Source organism: Pseudomonas muyukensis (genome assembly GCF_019139535.1).
GTDB lineage: Bacteria > Pseudomonadota > Gammaproteobacteria > Pseudomonadales > Pseudomonadaceae > Aquipseudomonas > Aquipseudomonas muyukensis.
Genome location: NZ_CP077073.1, coordinates 2,165,121 through 2,184,497 on the forward strand (window position 1 = coordinate 2,165,121; position 19,377 = coordinate 2,184,497).

The window sequence follows — 19,377 nt, forward strand, 5'->3', positions numbered from 1 at the left end:
CATGTCCGCACGCCTGCTCTATGTGATGGACCCGATGTGCTCCTGGTGCTGGGGCTTCGCCCCGGTGGCCGAGGCGTTGATCGCCCAGGCGCGCGAGGCCGGGGTCGACACCCGCCTGGTGCCCGGTGGCCTGCGCAGCGGTGGCAGCGCCCTGGACGCCTCGACCCGCAAGTACATCCTCGAGCACTGGCAGGCGGTGCATGACGCCACCGGGCAGGGATTCCGCTTCGATGGGGCGATGCCCGACGGCTTCGTCTACGACACCGAGCCGGCCTGCCGGGCCCTGGTGACCGCGCGTGAGCTGGACGCCCAGGGCATGTGGCGCTTGCTCAAGCTGATCCAGGCGTCGTTCTACGCGCAGGGCGTGGATGTCACCCACGCCCCGCAGTTGGTGGACCTGGCCGCCCAGGCCGGCTTCGACCGCGAGGCGTTCGCCGCGCATTTCGCCAGCCACGACAGCCGCGCCGCCACCGCCGCCGATTTCGCCTGGGTGCAGGACCTGGGCATCGCCGGTTTTCCCACGCTGCTGGCCGAGCGCAATGGCCAACTGGCCCTGCTGACCAACGGCTACCAGCCGCTGGACAGCCTGCAACCCTTGCTCGGCCGCTGGCTGCAGCAGGCCGCCTGTGCTTGATCTGCCCGGGTCGCCAGACCCTGTGCCAGGGAAGTCCCCCGTTGCGCCCGATCGCCTGAGCTGGGCGCAGATCCGCCGCCTGGCCCTGCACCACAAAAAAGCCCTGTGGAGCGCCAACCTGGTGGCCGTGCTCGCCGCCCTGTGCAGCGTGCCGATCCCGTTGCTGCTGCCGCTGCTGGTCGATGAAGTGCTGCTCGGCCATGGCGATACCGCGCTGCAGTGGATGAACCATTTCCTGCCTGGCAAGTGGCAGGTGGCGGCGGGCTATATCGGCCTGATGCTGTGCGCCACCCTCGGCCTGCGCCTGGCCGCGTTGGCGTTCAACGTGGTGCAGGCCAAGCTGTTCGCCGGCTTGGCCAAGGACATCGTCTACCGCCTGCGTATCCGCCTGATCGACCGGCTCAAGCGCATTTCCCTCAAGGAATATGAAAGCCTGGGCAGTGGCACGGTAACCACCCACCTGGTCACCGACCTGGACACCCTCGACAAGTTCGTCGGCGAGACCCTCAGCCGTTTCCTGGTGGCGGTGCTCACCCTCACCGGCACCGCTGCGATCCTGATCTGGATGCATTGGCAGCTGGCGCTGCTGATCCTGCTGTTCAACCCGCTGGTGATCTACTTCACCGTGCAGTTGGGCAAGCGCGTCAAGCACCTGAAGAAGCTCGAGAACGACAGCACCGCGCGGTTCACCCAGGCATTGTCGGAAACCCTGGATGCAATCCAGGAAATCCGCGCCAGCAACCGCCAGGGCTATTTCCTCGGTCGCCTGGGGCTGCGGGCCCGGGAAGTGCGCGACTATGCGGTGGCCTCGCAGTGGAAGAGCGACGCCAGTGGCCGTGCCAGTGGCCTGTTGTTCCAGTTTGGCATCGATATCTTCCGCGCCGCGGCCATGCTCACCGTGCTGTTCTCCGACCTGTCCATCGGCCAGATGCTCGCGGTGTTCAGCTACCTGTGGTTCATGATTGGCCCGGTAGAACAGCTGCTCAACCTGCAGTACGCCTACTACGCCGCCGGCGGTGCCCTGAGCCGGCTCAACGAGTTGCTGGCGCGCGCCGACGAGCCGCAGTATCCGGCGGCCAGCGATCCGTTTGCCGGGCGTGCGACGGTGGGTATCGAGGTGCGTGACCTGCGCTTCGCCTACGCCGACGAGCCGGTGCTCGACCAGTTGAACCTGTCCATCGCGCCGGGCGAGAAGGTGGCCATCGTTGGCGCCAGTGGCGGCGGCAAGAGCACCCTGGTGCAGTTGCTGCTGGGGCTGTATGGCGCCCAGGCCGGAACCATCCGTTTCGGTGGCGCCAGCCTGCAGGAGATCGGCCTGGAAACCTTGCGCGAGCATGTCGCCGTGGTGCTGCAGCACCCGTCGCTGTTCAACGACAGCGTGCGCGCCAACCTGAGCATGGGCCGTGACTGCAGCGACGACGCCTGCTGGCAGGCGCTGCGCATCGCCCAGCTGGACGCGACCATCGCCGCCTTGCCCCAGGGCCTGGACAGCGTGGTCGGGCGCTCCGGCGTGCGCTTGTCCGGTGGCCAGCGCCAACGCCTGGCCATCGCCCGGATGGTGCTGGCCGAGCCCAAGGTGGTGATCCTCGACGAGGCGACCTCGGCGCTGGATGCCGCCACCGAGTACAACCTGCACCAGGCCCTGGCGCGCTTCCTCAGTGGTCGTACCACGCTGATCATCGCCCACCGGCTGTCGGCGGTGAAGCAGGCCGACCGCGTGCTGGTGTTCGATGGCGGCCATGTGGCCGAGGACGGCGACCACCAGCAGTTGATCGCCGAGGGCGGCCTGTACGCCAAGCTGTACGGTCACCTGCAGCAGAGCTGATTTTCTTCTGGCTGTGTAGGCGCGGCCTTGTGTCGCGAAAGGGCCGCGCAGCGGCCCCGGCAATCTCGAACGCTGCGCCGGGCCTGGGGTTGCTGCGCAACCCTTTGGCGACGCAAGGCCGCTCCTACAGGCGCTGTATTCCCTGGTTGCCGTCATCAAAAAGCACGCCAAACGCATGGCAAATGGCCTACGCTGTGCTTTGTCTAGGTCGATTCGTGCCTTATCTGCCGCCGTGACAGGGATTACATGAAGGGAAATCGGACTCTCGAAGCGCCAAGGCTGCTGGGTATCATCTGGCCCTTCGTCGCCGTTGTGCTGTTCCAGGTACTGCTGGGCAGCCTGAGTCTCTACGCGTTGTCCGCCGTGCGCGCCTATGTGGCGGGCGAAAGCCTGTGGTCCAAGGCGCAGAAGGACGCCATCTATTACCTCAACCTTTATGCCGATGACCGCGACCCGCTGACCTACGCCCGCTACCGCCGCGCCATCCTCGTGCCCCAGGGCGATTTCGACCTGCGCCTGGCCCTGGATCGCCCCGAACCCGATCTGGCGGCCGCCCGTCGCGGCATCCTGCAGGGCGGCAACCACCCCGACGATGTCGCCCGGATCATCTGGTTCTATCGCAACTTCCGCCATATCAGCTACATGGAAACCGCCATTCATTACTGGGATATCGGCGACGACTACCTGCGCCAGCTCGACGTGCTGGCCGACGAGATGCGCGCAGGTTTCGCCGCCGGCGCGGTCGATGCACGCCAGGTGGCCAACTGGCGGGCGCGCATCGTGGTCATCAACGATGGGGTGACGCCCGCGGCCAAGGCGTTCAGCGATGCCCTGGGCGAAGGCTCGCGGATGCTGCTCAAGGTGCTGATGATCACCAACCTGGCCACGGCGCTGTTCCTCATTGCCATGGCCTGGCTGCGCTCGAGCAAGCTGCTGGCCCAGCGCCAGGCATTCGCCAGTGCGCTGCAGGCGGAAAAGGAACGCGCCCAGGTGACCCTCGAGTCAATCGGCGATGCGGTGATCACCACTGATGTCGATGGCTGCATCGCCTACATGAACCCTGCCGCCGAGCAATTGACCCACTGGCAGGCGGCCCAGGCCCAGGGCCTGCCGTTGGCGGCGTTGTTCAGCCTGCTCGATGAAAACGCCGAGAAGGACGGCCACACCCTGGTGGAGCAGGTGCGCAGTGGCAGCCTCAAGGGCGGCGCCGAGCATGCCCGGCTGATCCAGCGCCTGGACGGCAGCACGGTGTCGGTGAACCTGGTCGGCTCGCCCATCCTCAGCGAGGGGCAGCTCAGCGGCATCGTCGTGGTGCTGCATGACATGACCCAGGAGCGCCAGTACATCGCCAACCTGTCCTGGCAGGCCACCCATGATGCACTCACCGGCCTGGCCAACCGCCGTGAGTTCGAATACCGCCTGGAGCAGGCGCTCAACGGCCTGGCGCGCCAGGCCGGGCGCCATTCGCTGATGTTTCTCGACCTCGACCAGTTCAAGCTGGTCAACGACACCAGCGGCCATGCCGCCGGCGACGAGCTGCTGCGGCACATCTGCGCGGTGTTGCAGGCGGGCCTGCGCGAGGGCGACACCCTGGCCCGGCTGGGCGGCGACGAGTTCGGCGTGCTGCTGGAAAACTGCCCGTCGGATCAGGCCGAACGCATCGCCGAGCAGTTGCGCCAGGCGGTGCAGAGTTTGCATTTTGTCTGGAAGGGGCGGCCTTTCGTCACCACCGTGAGCATCGGCCTGGTACACATCGCCCAGGTGCCGACCACCCTGGAGGCGTCGCTGCGGGCCGCCGACATGGCCTGCTACATGGCCAAGGAGAAGGGGCGCAACCGCGTGCAGGTGTACCACGCCGATGACAGCGAGCTGTCCATGCGTTTCGGCGAAATGGCCTGGATCCAGCGCCTGCATGTGGCGCTCGAGGAGAACCGCTTCTGCCTCTATGCCCAGGAGATCGCGCCGCTGCAGCCCCACGAAGGGCCCGGCCATATCGAGATCCTGCTGCGCCTGCACGACGAAAGCGGGCGCACCATCCTGCCCGACAGCTTCATTCCGGCGGCCGAGCGCTACGGCCTGATGACCGCCCTCGACCGCTGGGTGGTGCGCAACGTGTTCCAGACCATCCGCCAGTGCCTGGACGAAGGCCGCGAAGGGCCGCTGGCCATGTGCGCGATCAATTTGTCGGGCTCGAGCATCGGTGACGACAAGTTCCTCGAGTACCTGCAACGGCTGTTTGGCGAGTTCGATATCCCGCCGCGGTTGATCTGTTTCGAAATTACCGAAACCAGCGCCATCGCCAATCTTGGCAGCGCGATTCGCTTCATCAATGAATTGAAGGGATTGGGCTGTCGGTTCTCCCTGGACGACTTCTGCGCCGGGATGTCGTCATTCGCCTATTTGAAGCATTTGCCTGTAGACTTCCTGAAGATCGACGGAAGTTTCGTCAAAGACATGCTCGACGACCCGATCAACCGGGCGATGGTCGAAGTGATCAACCACATCGGCCACGTCATGGGCAAGCGAACCATCGCCGAGTTCGTCGAAACGCCGTTGATCGAGCAGGCTTTGCAAGAGATCGGCGTGGACTACGCCCAGGGATACCTCATCGAACGCCCGCAGGTCTTCACCTGCGACAGCCTGCAGCGCCAACGGATTGCCGCGAGGCCCCTTTTGCACCGGGCACCGGGGACCTTTCGCTGAACAACGCCCGGAAATCACAGGGAATCAAGGAGCTGACAGTGATTGACGCGTTCGTAAGGATCGGACCATTGATGGATCCGGCCAGTTATCCAGAGTGGGCCCAGCAACTTATCGAGGATTGTCGCCAGAGCAAGCGCCGGGTGGTGGAGCATGAGTTCTACCAGCGCCTGCGCGATGGCCAGCTCAAGCAGTCGACCATTCGCCAGTACCTGATCGGTGGCTGGCCGGTGGTCGAGCAGTTCTCCTTGTACATGGCCCATAACCTCACCAAGACCCGCTATGCCCGCCACCCCGGCGAGGACATGGCGCGACGCTGGCTGATGCGCAACATCCGCGTCGAACTCAACCACGCCGACTACTGGGTGCACTGGTGCCAGGCCCATGGCATCCACCTGCACGAGTTGCAGGCCCAGGAGGTACCGCCCGAGCTCAATGGCCTCAACGACTGGTGCTGGCGGGTGTGCGCCACCGAGTCGCTGGCCATTGCCATGGCGGCCACCAACTACGCCATCGAAGGCGCGACCGGTGAGTGGTCGGCGGTGGTCTGCGCCGATGACAGCTACGCCCAGGGCTTCCCCGAGGACACCCGCAAGCGCGCGATGAAGTGGTTGAAGATGCACGCCCAGTACGACGATGCCCATCCGTGGGAAGCGCTGGAGATCATCTGCACCCTGGCGGGCGAGAACCCCACCCTGGGGCTGCGCACCGAGCTACGTCGGGCGATCTGCAAGAGCTACGACTGCATGTTCCTGTTCCTGGAGCGCTGCATGCAGCTGGAAGGGCGCCAGCAGGGGCGGCTGCGCCCGGCACTGGCGGCGGGCTGAGGCGGTTCGCCGGCAAGCCGGCTCCTACAAGGTCCGTAGGAGCCGGCTTGCCGGCGAACGGGGCGTTACTGCGCGTTCAGCGCCTGGCCGTTCACATCCTTGCTGTCCGGCCCCATCAGGTACAGGTACACCGGCATGATCTCTTCGGGCAGCGGGTTGTTCTGCGGGTTCTCGCTGGGGTACGCCTGGGCGCGCATCGCGGTGCGCGTGGCGCCCGGGTTGATGCTGTTGGAGCGCACCGGCGCCACGCCTTCGAGCTCGTCGGCGAGGGTCTGCATCAGGCCCTCGGTGGCGAACTTCGACACGCCATAGGCGCCCCAGTAGGCTCGGCCCTTGCGCCCGACGCTGCTGGAGGTGAACACCACCGAGGCGTCTTCCGACAGCTTGAGCAGCGGCAGCAAGGTGCTGGTGAGCATGAACGTGGCATCGACGTTGATGTGCATCACGCGCATGAAGTTGTCACCCGACAGCTGCTCCAGCGGCGTGCGCGGGCCAATGATCGAGGCATTGTTGAGCAGGCCGTCGAGGCGCCCGAACTGTTCCTCGACCATCACCGCCAGCTCGTCGTACTGGTGGGGCAGGGCGGTTTCCAGGTTGAACGGGATCACCACCGGTTGCGGGTGGCCGGCGGCCTCGATCTGGTCGTAGACCTCGTTGAGGTTGGCCTCGGTCTTGCCCAGCAGCAGCACGGTGGCGCCAAGGGCGGCATAGGCCTTGGCGGCGGCGGCGCCGATGCCGCGGCCGGCGCCGGTGACCAGGATGACCCGACCCTTGAGCAGGTCGGGGCGGGCGGTGTAGTCGAACATAGGTCTGTCCTTGAATATGAGCGGCAAGCTATAAGCGGCAAGCTACAAGAGATGCTTTTTCTTGAGGCTTGAAGCTTGGCGCTTGCGACTTGAAATCAGCAGCCGCACAGCGCGCTGTCGAGTACCTTGCGCAGTTCCAGCGGGTGGTCCACCACCACGTCGGCGCCCCAGTGGTTGGGGTTGTCCTCTGGATGGATGTAGCCATAGCGCACTGCGGCGGTGCGGGTGCCGGCGTCGCGGCCAGACTCGATATCGCGCAGGTCGTCACCGACGAACAGGACGCTGGCCGGGTCCAGGTCGAGGGTCTTGCACGCCAGGATCAGCGGCTCGGGGTCGGGCTTGCTGCGGGTGACGTGGTCCGGGCAGATCAGCAGCGCCGAACGTTCGGCCAGGCCCAGCTGCTGCATGATCGGCTCGGCGAAGCGCACCGGCTTGTTGGTGACCACGCCCCACAGCAGGTTGCCTTTCTCGATGTCGGCAAGCAGCTCCGGCATGCCGTCGAACAGCTTGCTGTGCACCGCGCAGTCGCGCTGGTAGCGCTCGAGGAATTCCAGGCGCAGGGCCTCGAAGCCTTCGGCCTCGGGGTCCATGGCGAAGGTCGCGGCGACCATCGCCCGCGCGCCGCCGGAAATCACCTCGCGGATGCGCGCGTCGTCGATGGCTGGCAGGCCGCGCTCGGCGAGCATCGCCTGGCAGATGGCGATGAAGTCCGGCGCCGTGTCCAGCAGGGTGCCGTCCATGTCGAAGAGTACTGCTCGCAAGCGCATGCTCATTCCTCGCGCAGGGTCTGGATCATGTAGTTGACGTCGACGTCGTTGTTCAGCTTGTAGTGCTTGGTCAGCGGGTTGTAGGTCAGGCCGATGATGTCCTTGACCTCAAGGCCGGCGGCGCGGCTCCAGGCCCCCAGCTCGGAGGGGCGGATGAACTTCTTGAAGTCGTGGGTGCCGCGCGGCAGCATCTTGAGGATGTACTCGGCGCCGATGATCGCCAGCAGGTAGGCCTTGGGGTTGCGGTTGATGGTCGAGAAGAACACCTGCCCGCCAGGCTTGACCATGCGGTAGCAGGCGCGGATCACCGACGAAGGGTCCGGCACGTGCTCGAGCATCTCCAGGCAGGTGACCACGTCGAACTGCTCGGGCATTTCCTCGGCCAGGGCTTCGGCGGTGATCTGCCGGTACTCGACGGCAACGCCGGATTCCAGCTGGTGCAGCTGGGCCACCGCCAGCGGTGCCTCGCCCATGTCGATGCCAGTGACCGTGGCGCCGCGCTGGGCCATGGCTTCACTTAGGATGCCGCCGCCGCAGCCGACGTCCAGCACCTTCTTGCCGGCCAGGCTGACGCGCTCGTCGATCCAGTTGACCCGCAGCGGGTTGATGTCGTGCAGCGGCTTGAACTCGCTCTCGCGGTCCCACCAGCGGTGGGCCAGGGCTTCGAACTTGGCGATTTCGGCGTGGTCGACGTTGCTCATGGGAACAGTCCTCTGAATCTTCGATAAATAGTGTCGCGGGCCGGCAGCCGTGGCGGCCGGTCGTTCATTCGTTGCGCCCGCCGATGCGGGCTCCCCAGGCGCGGGCGTTGGCGGCCAGCGCGGCTTCGTCCATCTGTGTCAGGCGGCGCTCGTCGACCAGCTGCTGGCCAGCGACCCAAACATCCTTCACGCACTCGCGGCCGGTGGCGTAGATCAATTGCGACACCGGATCGTGCACCGGCTGCTGTTGCAGGCCGGACAGGTCGAACGCCACCAGGTCGGCGGCCTTGCCCACTTCGAGCGAGCCGGTGAGCGCCTCCAGCCCCAGCGCCCGGGCGCCATTGAGCGTGGCCATGCGCAGCGCGCGGTGGGCGTCCAGGGCGGTGGCCGAGCCGGCCACGGCCTTGGCCAGCAGGGCGGCGGTGCGGGTTTCGCCGAGCAGGTCGAGGTCGTTGTTGCTGGCTGCGCCGTCGGTGCCGACGGCAACGTTGACCCCGGCCTGCCACAGGCGCTCCACCGGGCAGAAACCACTGGCCAGCTTGAGGTTGGATTCGGGGCAGTGGATCACGCTGGTGTTGCTTTCTACCAGCAGGGCCAGGTCGTCGTCGCTGACCTGGGTCATGTGCACCGCCTGCAGGTTCGGCCCCAGCAAGCCCAGGCGGGCGAGGCGCGCCAAGGGGCGCTCGCCGTTGTCCTTGAGCGCCTGCTCGACTTCGCCGGCGGTTTCGTGGATATGCATGTGCAGCGGGGCGTCGAGCTGGTCGGCGATGATGCGGATCTTTTCCAGGTTGGCGTCACTGACCGTGTACGGCGCATGCGGGCCAAGGGCGACGCTGATGCGCGGCTGGTGGCGCAGTTCGTCGAACAGCTCGATGGCCTGGTGCAGGGCTTCGTCCGGGGTGCGCGCGCCGGGGATCGGGAAGTCCAGCAGCGGCACCGCGACCTGCGCGCGTATGCCGCTGCGCTGTATCCGCTCGCAGGCCGCGCGGGGGAAGAAGTACATGTCGGCGAAGCAGGTGATGCCGCCCTTGAGCTGTTCGGCGATGGCCAGGTCGGTGCCGTCGCGCACGAAGGTCTCGTCGACCCAGCGGCCTTCGGCCGGCCAGATGTGCTCCTTGAGCCAGGTCATCAGCGGCAGGTCGTCGGCCAGGCCGCGGAACAGGGCCATGGCCGCGTGCCCGTGGGCGTTGATCAGCCCGGGCGCCAGCAGGCAGTCCGGCAGTTCGCGCACGGCCTTGGCCTGCGGCGCGCGCTCGCGCGGGCCAAGCCAGGCGATCTGGCCGTCGCGGATGCCCAGCGCATGGCCTTGCAAGACCACGCCCGCCGGCTCCACGGGGACCAGCCAGGCCGGTACGAGCAGCAGGTCGAGGAGGGGAGGGGCACTGGGCATGCGAGGCATCTACCTGGTTCGGTTCGGCTAAACGCGCAGTATACCCGAGCGTCCGTGGCTGAGGGTCGCTATAATCGCCGGCTTTTGATGCCAGGGCGACGGGGAGAGGCGATGCGCGAGCAACTGATGGCGGCGGAGACCGTGGTGGCGATCGAGTGGCGCGATGGCGCGTTGCACCTGCTCGACCAGCGCCTGCTGCCGCTTGAGCAGCTCTGGCTGACGTGCAGCAGCGTCGAGGACGTGGCCGAGGCGATTGGTGACATGGCCGTGCGCGGCGCGCCGGCCATCGGCATCTGCGCTGCCTACGGGCTGGTACTGGCGTTGCGCCAGCGCCTGGCCGAGGGCGGCGACTGGGAAGAGTCGCTGGAAGAAGACTTCCTGATCCTGGGCGAGGCCCGGCCGACCCCGGCCAACCTGTTCTGGGCGCTCAACCGCATGCGCGAGCGCCTGCAGCGGCTGCGCCCGGGCGAGGACGTGCTGGCGGCCATGGAGGCGGAGGCCATCGCCATCCACCAGAGCGACCGCGAGGCCAACCTGACCATGGCCCAGTTCGGCGTCGAGCAGATCCGCAGGCACCAGGGCAGCGAGCAGGCCCTGCTCACCCATGGCAACGCCGGGGCCCTGGCCACTGGTGGCTTCGGCACCGCGCTGGGGGTGATTCGCGCGGCGACCCTGGAGGGCATGGTCGAGCAGGTCTATGCCTGTGAATCGCGGCCCTGGTTGCAAGGCTCGCGCTTGACCGCCTGGGAGCTGGCGGCCGATGGCGTGCCGGTGACCGTGGTCGCCGATGCCGCGGCCGGGCACCTGATGAAGACCAAGGGCATCACCTGGGTGGTGGTCGGTGCCGACTGCATTGCCGCCAATGGCGACGTGGCGGCGAAGATCGGCACCTACCAGATGGCGGTGGCGGCCATGCACCATGGCCTGCGCTTCATGGTGGTGGCGCCGAGCACCAGCATCGACCTGAACCTGGCCAGCGGCGAGGAGATTCCCCTGGAGGTGCGAGGTGTCGAGGAGCTGCTGGAGGTGGACGGCATCCAGGTGACGGCGGACGTCGAGGCCTACAACCCGGTGGTGGATGTCACCCCGGCCGACCTGATCGACGTGATCGTCACCGAAAAGGGCATCGTCGAGCGGCCGGATGCGGCGAAAATCGCCCAGTTGATGTGCCGCAAGCGCCTGCATTGATGGCGGCGGCAGGGCCTGGCGCGGGCACGGGGTTGTGGTGCGATGAGGCCCTGTGCCATATCTCCCATGCGCGCGGGCTTTGTGATACCATCCGGCAGTTTCCAAGGCCGCTCGTTGAAGCGGTCTTCATTGCGCAGATCCATGGCACAACTCATTGATTTGTCGTAAGTCGTCGCACCTCTTTGCGCTGCGGCGGCGAGCTTCGTTCGTCCTACGAGGGACCAGGCGAAGTTTCACCAGAAAAAGGAATCAGGCTTCTCATGGGCGAACTGGCCAAAGAAATCCTCCCGGTCAATATCGAAGACGAACTGAGACAGTCTTACCTCGACTACGCGATGAGCGTTATTGTCGGGCGAGCGCTGCCCGATGCGCGTGATGGCTTGAAGCCCGTGCATCGTCGCGTTCTGTATGCGATGAGCGAACTGGGCAACGACTGGAACAAGCCGTACAAGAAATCCGCCCGTGTGGTCGGTGACGTGATCGGTAAGTACCACCCGCACGGCGATACCGCCGTGTACGACACCATCGTGCGCATGGCCCAGCCATTCTCGCTGCGCTACCTGCTGGTCGACGGCCAGGGCAACTTCGGTTCGGTGGACGGCGACAACGCCGCGGCCATGCGATACACCGAAGTGCGCATGGCCAAGCTGGCCCACGAGCTGCTGGCCGACCTGCACAAGGAAACCGTCGACTGGGTGCCCAACTACGACGGCACCGAGCAGATCCCGGCGGTCATGCCGACCAAGATCCCCAACCTGCTGGTCAACGGTTCCAGCGGTATCGCCGTGGGCATGGCCACCAACATCCCGCCGCACAACCTGGGCGAGGTGATCGACGGCTGCCTGGCGCTGATCGACAATTCCGACATCACGGTCGATGAACTGATGCAGTTCATCCCGGGGCCGGACTTCCCGACCGCCGGCCTGATCAACGGTCGTCAAGGTATCATCGAGGCCTATCGCACCGGCCGTGGTCGCATCTACATGCGCGCCCGCTCGGAAATCGAAGACATCGACAAGGTCGGTGGCCGCCAGCAGATCGTCGTCACCGAGCTGCCGTACCAGCTGAACAAGGCGCGGCTGATCGAGAAGATCGCCGAGCTGGTCAAAGAGAAGAAGATCGAAGGCATCACCGAGCTGCGCGACGAGTCCGACAAGGACGGCATGCGCATCGTCATCGAGCTGCGTCGCGGCGAGGTGCCGGAGGTGGTGCTCAACAACCTCTACCAGCAGACCCAGCTGCAGAGCGTGTTCGGCATCAACATCGTCGCCCTGATCGACGGTCGTCCGCGCCTGCTGAACCTCAAGGACCTGCTCGAGGCCTTCGTCCGTCACCGCCGTGAAGTGGTGACCCGCCGTACCGTGTTCGAGCTGCGCAAGGCCCGCGAGCGTGGCCATATCCTCGAAGGCCAGGCGGTCGCGCTGTCCAACATCGACCCGGTCATCGCCCTGATCAAGGCTTCGCCGACGCCGTCCGAGGCCAAGGAAGCGCTGATCAGCACCGCCTGGGAATCCAGCGCCGTGCAGGTCATGGTCGAGCGTGCCGGCGCCGAATCCTGCCGCCCCGAAGACCTGCCGGAGCAGTACGGCCTGCGCGAGGGCAAGTACTACCTGTCGCCGGAACAGGCCCAGGCGATCCTCGACCTGCGCCTGCACCGCCTGACCGGCCTGGAGCACGAGAAGCTGCTGGCCGAGTACCAGGAAATCCTCGCCCAGATCGGCGAGCTGATCCGCATCCTCAGCAGCGCCGAGCGCCTGATGGAGGTGATCCGCGAGGAGCTGGAAGCGATCCGCGCCGAATATGGCGATGCCCGTCGCACCGAAATCCTCAATGCCAGCCACGACCTCAACTACGGCGACATGATCCCGGAAGAAGAGCGCGTGGTGACCATTTCCCACGGCGGCTACGCGAAAACCCAGCCGCTGTCCGCCTACCAGGCCCAGCGCCGCGGTGGCAAGGGCAAGTCGGCTACCGGCGTGAAGGACGAGGACTACATCGAGCACCTGCTGGTTGCCAACAGCCATGCGACCCTGCTGCTGTTCTCCAGCAAGGGCAAGGTGTACTGGAAGAAGACCTACGAAATTCCAGAGGCCTCCCGCGCCGCCCGTGGTCGCCCGCTGGTCAACCTGCTGCCGCTGGAAGAAGGTGAGCGCATCACCGCCATGCTGCAGATCGACCTGGAGGCCCTGCAGCAGAGCGCAGGCGCCGACGAAGAGCTGGAGGACGCGGAAGACACCGTGCTCGAAGGCGAGGTGGTCGAGGTCGAGGAAATCGACGAGGAAGACGGCGACACCCCTGAGTGGTTGGCCGAGCCGACCGGCGCCTACATCTTCATGGCCACCGCCTCCGGTACCGTGAAGAAGACCCCGCTGGTGCAGTTCGCCCGTCCGCGCTCCAACGGCCTGATCGCCCTGAAGCTCAAGGAAGGTGACACCCTGATTGCCGCGGCCATCACCGACGGTGCCAAGGAAGTCATGATGTTCTCCGACGCGGGCAAGGTGATTCGCTTTGCCGAGAGCGTGGTTCGCGAAATGGGCCGTAACGCCCGTGGTGTACGCGGCATGAAGCTGGGCAAGGGCCAGCAGATCATCTCCATGCTGATCCCGGAATCCGGCGCGCAGATCCTCACCGCCTCCGAGCGTGGCTTCGGCAAGCGCACCCCGCTGTCCAAGTTCCCGCGTCGCGGCCGTGGCGGCCAGGGCGTGATCGCCATGGGCACCAAGGGGCGCAACGGCCTGCTGATCGGTGCGATCCAGGTGCAGGAAGGTGAAGAGATCATGCTGATCTCCGACCAGGGCACGCTGGTGCGTACACGGGTCGGTGAAGTCTCCAGCCTGAGCCGCAACACCCAGGGCGTGACCCTGATCAAGCTGGCCAGTGACGAAACCCTGGTCGGCTTGGAGCGTGTCCAGGAGCCATCCGAGGAAGAGCTCGACGAACTGCTCGAGACGGACGAGGAGGGCACCCCGCTCGATGCGGTGGACGAGGACAGCGCTGGCGCCGAAGAGGCACCGCAGGAATAAGCGCAGCAACAACCCGAACGGGGCGACCAAGGTCGCCCCGTTTGACTGATTGGAATAGGCAACGCCCGCTCCTGCAGGGGCGGGCGGGGTCTGTAAGTTACGATTTGTTCTATTTGGCAGAGCGAGAGTGGATGTGAGCAAACGAGCCTTTAACTTCTGCGCAGGCCCTGCCGCGCTTCCCGACGCTGTCCTGCAGCGTGCCCAGGCCGAAATGCTGGATTGGCGTGGCAAGGGGTTGTCGGTGATGGAAATGAGCCACCGCAGCGACGACTACGTGGCCATCGCCGAGAAGGCCGAGCAGGACCTGCGCGACCTGCTGTCCGTCCCCTCCAACTACAAGGTGCTGTTCCTGCAGGGCGGCGCCAGCCAGCAGTTCGCCGAGATCCCGCTGAACCTGCTGCCGGAAAACGGCACCGCCGACTACGTCGAGACCGGCATCTGGTCGAAGAAGGCCATCGAAGAGGCGCGCCGCTTCGGTAACGTCAACGTCGCCGCCAGCGCCAAGCCCTACGACTACCTGGCCATCCCGGGCCAGAACGAGTGGCAGCTGAGCAGCAACGCCGCTTATGTTCACTACGCCTCCAACGAAACCATCGGCGGCCTGCAGTTCGACTGGGTGCCCGAGACCGGTGATGTGCCGCTGGTGGTCGACATGTCCTCCGACATCCTCTCGCGCCCGACCGACGTGTCGCAGTTCGGCATGATCTACGCCGGTGCGCAGAAGAACATCGGCCCCAGCGGCCTGGTGGTGGTGATCGTCCGTGAAGACCTGCTGGGTCGCGCCCGCAGCAGTTGCCCGACCATGCTCGACTACAAGATCGCGGCCGACAACGGCTCGATGTACAACACCCCGGCCACCTACTCCTGGTACCTCTCGGGCCTGGTGTTCGAGTGGCTCAAGGAGCAGGGTGGCGTCGAGGCCATGGAGCAGCGCAACCGCGCCAAGAAAGACCGGCTGTACGGTTTCATCGACAGCAGCGAGTTCTACACCAACCCGATCAGCCACAACGCCCGTTCGTGGATGAACGTGCCGTTCCGCCTGGCCGACGAGCGCCTGGACAAGGCCTTCCTGGCCGGTGCCGAGGCCCGTGGCCTGCTCAATCTCAAGGGGCACCGCTCGGTTGGCGGCATGCGTGCCTCGATCTATAACGCCTTGGGCCTGGAGGCCGTCGAGGCACTGGTTAACTACATGGAAGTATTCGAAAAGGAGCATGGATGATGTCCGACCAGGAACTCAAGGCACTGCGCGTGCGCATCGACAGCCTCGACGAGAAGATCCTCGAGCTGATCAGCGAGCGCGCCCGCTGCGCCCAGGAAGTGGCCAAGGTCAAGACGGCGTCGCTGGCCGAAGGCGAAACCCCGGTGTTCTACCGCCCAGAGCGCGAAGCTGCGGTGCTCAAGCGGGTGATGGAGCGCAACAATGGCCCGCTGGACAACGAAGAGATGGCGCGGCTGTTCCGCGAAATCATGTCGTCGTGCCTGGCTCTCGAGGAGCCCCTGAAAGTGGCGTACCTCGGCCCTGAGGGGACCTTCACCCAGGCCGCGGCCATGAAGCATTTCGGCCATGCCGTGGTCAGCCGCCCGATGGCGGCCATCGACGAGGTGTTCCGCGAAGTGGCGGCCGGTGCCGTCAACTTCGGCGTGGTGCCGGTGGAAAACTCCACCGAGGGCGCGGTCAGCCACACCCTGGACAGCTTCCTCGAGCACGACATGGTGATCTGTGGCGAGGTCGAGCTGCGTATCCACCACCACCTGCTGGTGGGCGAGAACACCAAGACCGACAGCATCACCCGCATCTACTCCCACGCCCAGTCGCTGGCCCAGTGCCGCAAGTGGCTGGATGCCCACTACCCGAACGTCGAGCGGGTGGCGGTGTCGAGCAACGCCGAGGCGGCCAAGCGGGTCAAGGGCGAGTGGAACTCGGCGGCGATCGCCGGCGACATGGCGGCCAACCTGTATGGCCTGGCTCGTCTGGCCGAGAAGATCGAGGATCGTCCGGACAACTCCACGCGCTTCCTGATGATCGGCAGCCAGGAAGTGCCGCCGACCGGCGACGACAAGACGTCGATCATCGTCTCCATGAGCAACAAGCCGGGGGCGCTGCATGAACTGCTGGTGCCGTTCCACGAGAACGGTATCGACCTGACGCGCATCGAGACCCGTCCGTCGCGTAGCGGCAAGTGGACCTACGTGTTTTTCATCGACTTCGTCGGCCACCACCGCGACCCGCTGATCAAGGCCGTGCTGGAACAAATCAGCCAGGAGGCCGTGGCGCTGAAGGTGCTGGGTTCCTATCCAAAGGCGGTACTTTGATTTGAGATTGCCGGGGCCGCTTCGCGCCCCGTCGCGACACGAGGCCGCTCCCGCAGGTATTGTGCAGGCCTTGAAGCTGTACCGGGTCCTGTGGGAGCGGCCTTGCGTCGCGATGGGCTGCAACGCAGCCCCAATGGGTCTCGCAGATTGCCTAGATTTCTGAACAGGGTTCGCACTCGTGGTTGATGCTGTAACAAACAAATCCGCACCGATTGTCGGTCGCCTGGTGGTGGTGGGTCTCGGCCTGATCGGCGGCTCCTTCGCCAAGGGCTTGCGTGAAAGCGGCCTGTGCCGTGAAGTGGTCGGCGTCGACCTCGACGCCGAGTCGCGCAAGCAGGCGGTGGTGCTGGGCGTGGTCGACCGCTGCGAGGCCGACTTGGCCGCCGCCTGTGTCGGCGCCGACGTCATCCAGCTGGCGGTGCCGATCCTGGCCATGGAGAAAGTCCTGGCGCGCCTGGCCCAGCTCGACCTGGGCGATGCGGTGATCACCGATGTGGGCAGCGCCAAGGGCAACGTCGTGCGCGCAGCGCGCGAAACGTTCGCCGAGCGCCTGCCGCGCTTTGTGCCGGGGCACCCGATCGCCGGTTCCGAGCAGAGTGGCGTGGAGGCTTCCAACGCCGCGCTGTTCCGTCGGCACAAGGTGATCCTCACGCCGCTGCCGGAATCCGACCCGCAAGCGCTGCTGCTGGTCGACCGTCTCTGGCGCGCCCTGGATGCCGATGTCGAGCACATGCCGGTCGAGCGCCATGACGAAGTCCTGGCCGCTACCAGCCACCTGCCGCATCTGCTGGCCTTCGGCCTGGTCGACTCGCTGGCCAAGCGCAATGAAAACCTGGAGATCTTCCGGTACGCTGCGGGGGGCTTTCGCGATTTCACGAGAATCGCCGGCAGCGACCCGATCATGTGGCACGACATCTTCCTCGCCAACCGGGAAGCGGTCCTGCGCACACTCGATACATTTCGCAGCGACCTCGACGCCTTGCGCGACGCGGTCGATGCTGGGGACGGGCACCAACTGCTGGGCGTGTTCACCCGCGCCCGGGTTGCCCGCGAGCATTTCAGTAAAATCCTGGCCCGCCGGGCCTATGTGGACGCTATGAACGCCAACGATCTGATTTTCCTGGCCCAACCCGGTGGCCGCGTGTCCGGACGGATCCGCGTACCGGGCGACAAATCCATTTCCCACCGCTCGATCATGCTCGGCTCGCTGGCCGAGGGTACCACCGAGGTCGAAGGCTTCCTCGAGGGCGAAGATGCCCTGGCCACCCTGCAGGCGTTCCGTGACATGGGCGTGGTCATCGAAGGCCCGCACCATGGGCGCGTGACCATTCACGGTGTTGGCCTGCACGGCCTGAAGCCGCCGCCCGGGCCGCTGTACGTCGGCAACTCCGGCACTTCGATGCGCCTGCTGTCCGGCCTGTTGGCGGCGCAGTCGTTCGACACCACCATGACCGGCGATGCCTCGCTGTCCAAGCGCCCGATGAACCGCGTAGCCAATCCGCTGCGCGAAATGGGCGCGGTGGTCGAAACCGGCCCTGAGGGTCGTCCGCCGCTGACCATTCGTGGCGGCCACAAGCTCAAGGCGCTGAACTACACGCTGCCGATGGCCAGTGCCCAGGTCAAATCCTGCCTGTTGCTGGCTGGCCTGTATGCCGAAGGCACCACCACCGTCACCGAGCCGGCACCGACCCGCGACCATACCGAGCGCATGCTGCGTGGTTTTGGCTACTCGGTCGCCTCCAAGGGGCCGGTCGCCTCGCTGCAGTCCGGTGGCAAGCTCACCGCGACCCGCATCGAGGTGCCGGCGGATATTTCCTCCGCGGCGTTCTTCCTGGTGGCAGCCTCGATCGCCGAGGGCTCCGAACTGGTGCTCGAGCATGTCGGCATCAACCCAACTCGCACTGGTGTCATCGACATCCTGCGCCTGATGGGCGGCGACATCACCCTGGAAAACCAGCGTGAAGTCGGCGGCGAGCCGGTGGCCGACCTGCGCGTGCGTGGCGCCAAGCTCAAGGGCATCGACATTCCCGAGCACCTGGTGCCGCTGGCCATCGACGAGTTCCCGGTGCTGTTCGTCGCCGCGGCCTGCGCCGAAGGGCGCACCGTGCTGCGCGGTGCCGAAGAGCTGCGGGTCAAGGAATCGGACCGTATCCAGGTCATGGCCGACGGCCTGGTTACCCTGGGTGTGAAGTGCGAGCCGACCCCGGACGGCATCATCATCGACGGCGGCCAGATCGGTGGTGGCGAAGTGCACGGCCACGGCGACCATCGCATCGCCATGGCTTTCAGCATCGCCTCGCTGCGCGCCAGCGCGCCGATCGTCATCCATGACTGCGCCAACGTTGCCACCTCCTTCCCCAACTTCCTGGCCCTGTGCAAGGAAGTCGGCATCCGCGTCGCCGAAGAGGGCAAGTCGTGAATTCGCAAGCACCGGTCATCACCATCGACGGGCCGAGCGGCTCGGGCAAGGGTACCGTTGCCGGGTTGCTGGCCCGCGAACTGGGCTGGCGCCTGCTCGACTCCGGCGCCCTGTACCGGTTGCTGGCATTCAATGCCAGCAACCATGGCGTCGACCTGACCAACGAAGAGCTGCTCAAGGCCCTGGCTGCTCATCTGGACGTGCAGTTCATCGCCGCCGAGCCGGGCAAGCTGCAGCAGATCATTCTCGAGGGTGAGGATGTCAGCCACGTCATCCGCACCGAGACCGTCGGCGCCGGTGCCTCGATGGTCGCTTCGCTGCCGGCGGTGCGCGAAGCGCTGCTGCAGCGCCAGCGCGCCTTCCGCGAGGCCCCGGGGCTAATCGCCGACGGCCGCGACATGGGCACCGTGGTGTTCCCGGATGCGCCGCTCAAGGTGTTCCTTACCGCCAGTGCCGAGGAACGTGCCCGTCGCCGTTACCTGCAGTTGAAGGGCAAGGGCGAAGATGTTAGTCTGTCGAGTCTGCTAGATGAGATCCGTGCGCGCGATGAGCGTGACACCCAGCGTGCAGTGGCCCCGCTCAAGCCGGCGGCCGATGCAATCCAGCTGGATTCCACGGAGTTGTCCATCGAGCAGGTGCTGCAACGCATCAGAAGCGAGCTCGCCCTGCGCGACTTGGTCTGATGGAGAGGAGGGCCGGCAGGGGCACCAGTCAACGTCCTGTCAGCGCTTCTTAACTTAACGAAACCCACATTGTCTGGAATGTGGCTATGGGCGTCTTTTTC

At 65.8% G+C, this 19,377-nt stretch carries 14 protein-coding genes; 10 read left to right on the forward strand and 4 right to left on the reverse strand.

Annotated elements, in window-relative coordinates; genetic code table 11:
• Position 1 precedes the first annotated feature (1 nt).
• The 4 genes from KSS95_RS09740 (at position 2) to KSS95_RS09755 (ending at position 5,986) form a co-directional block, all read left to right on the forward strand.
• Positions 2-634 (forward strand): DsbA family protein, encoded by a 633-nt coding sequence (locus KSS95_RS09740; RefSeq protein WP_217853474.1) that lies wholly within the window; start codon positions 2-4, stop codon positions 632-634.
• Positions 627-2,459, forward strand: coding sequence for an ABC transporter ATP-binding protein (locus KSS95_RS09745; protein WP_217853475.1), 1,833 nt, complete (start codon positions 627-629; stop codon positions 2,457-2,459). Before KSS95_RS09740 ends, KSS95_RS09745 begins: the two co-directional genes overlap by 8 nt.
• 246 nt (positions 2,460-2,705) lie before the next feature.
• Positions 2,706-5,162, forward strand: a complete 2,457-nt coding sequence (locus tag KSS95_RS09750) for an EAL domain-containing protein (protein ID WP_217853476.1) — start codon at positions 2,706-2,708, stop codon at positions 5,160-5,162.
• A 38-nt stretch (positions 5,163-5,200) separates the two neighbouring features.
• Positions 5,201-5,986, forward strand: a complete 786-nt coding sequence (locus KSS95_RS09755) for an iron-containing redox enzyme family protein (RefSeq protein WP_217853477.1) — start codon at positions 5,201-5,203, stop codon at positions 5,984-5,986.
• Between the two features lie 65 nt (positions 5,987-6,051).
• Here KSS95_RS09755 and KSS95_RS09760 read toward each other — a convergent pair whose 3' ends face one another.
• From KSS95_RS09760 to KSS95_RS09775, 4 genes are all read right to left on the reverse strand, one after another.
• A complete protein-coding gene (locus KSS95_RS09760) occupies positions 6,052-6,792 on the reverse strand; it encodes a YciK family oxidoreductase (protein WP_217853478.1) in 741 nt (246 codons plus the stop codon).
• Between the two features lie 95 nt (positions 6,793-6,887).
• On the reverse strand, positions 6,888-7,559 hold the full coding sequence (gene mupP / locus KSS95_RS09765; protein ID WP_217853479.1) for an N-acetylmuramic acid 6-phosphate phosphatase MupP: 672 nt from the start codon (positions 7,557-7,559) through the stop codon (positions 6,888-6,890).
• A gap of 2 nt (positions 7,560-7,561) precedes the next feature.
• Positions 7,562-8,260 (reverse strand): bifunctional 2-polyprenyl-6-hydroxyphenol methylase/3-demethylubiquinol 3-O-methyltransferase UbiG, encoded by a 699-nt coding sequence (gene ubiG / locus KSS95_RS09770; protein WP_217853480.1) that lies wholly within the window; start codon positions 8,258-8,260, stop codon positions 7,562-7,564.
• Positions 8,261-8,324: 64 nt separating this feature from the next.
• On the reverse strand, positions 8,325-9,650 hold the full coding sequence (locus KSS95_RS09775) for a TRZ/ATZ family hydrolase (RefSeq protein WP_217853481.1): 1,326 nt from the start codon (positions 9,648-9,650) through the stop codon (positions 8,325-8,327).
• Between the two features lie 111 nt (positions 9,651-9,761).
• Between KSS95_RS09775 and mtnA the strand changes: the two genes are divergently transcribed.
• The 6 genes from mtnA (at position 9,762) to cmk (ending at position 19,276) form a co-directional block, all read left to right on the forward strand.
• Positions 9,762-10,838, forward strand: coding sequence for an S-methyl-5-thioribose-1-phosphate isomerase (gene mtnA, locus KSS95_RS09780; RefSeq protein WP_217853482.1), 1,077 nt, complete (start codon positions 9,762-9,764; stop codon positions 10,836-10,838).
• 260 nt (positions 10,839-11,098) lie between these two features.
• Complete coding sequence (gene gyrA, locus KSS95_RS09785) at positions 11,099-13,861, forward strand: DNA gyrase subunit A (protein ID WP_134689248.1); 2,763 nt, start codon at positions 11,099-11,101, stop codon at positions 13,859-13,861.
• 133 nt (positions 13,862-13,994) lie between these two features.
• Entirely contained in the window at positions 13,995-15,080 is a 1,086-nt protein-coding gene (gene serC, locus KSS95_RS09790) for a 3-phosphoserine/phosphohydroxythreonine transaminase (protein ID WP_217853483.1), read from the forward strand.
• Positions 15,080-16,174, forward strand: a complete 1,095-nt coding sequence (pheA, locus tag KSS95_RS09795) for a prephenate dehydratase (RefSeq protein WP_217853954.1) — start codon at positions 15,080-15,082, stop codon at positions 16,172-16,174. Before serC ends, pheA begins: the two co-directional genes overlap by 1 nt.
• Positions 16,175-16,352: 178 nt before the next feature.
• Entirely contained in the window at positions 16,353-18,593 is a 2,241-nt protein-coding gene (locus KSS95_RS09800) for a bifunctional prephenate dehydrogenase/3-phosphoshikimate 1-carboxyvinyltransferase (protein WP_217853484.1), read from the forward strand.
• Complete coding sequence (gene cmk, locus KSS95_RS09805) at positions 18,590-19,276, forward strand: (d)CMP kinase (RefSeq protein ID WP_166884051.1); 687 nt, start codon at positions 18,590-18,592, stop codon at positions 19,274-19,276. Before KSS95_RS09800 ends, cmk begins: the two co-directional genes overlap by 4 nt.
• Positions 19,277-19,377: the final 101 nt, after the last annotated feature.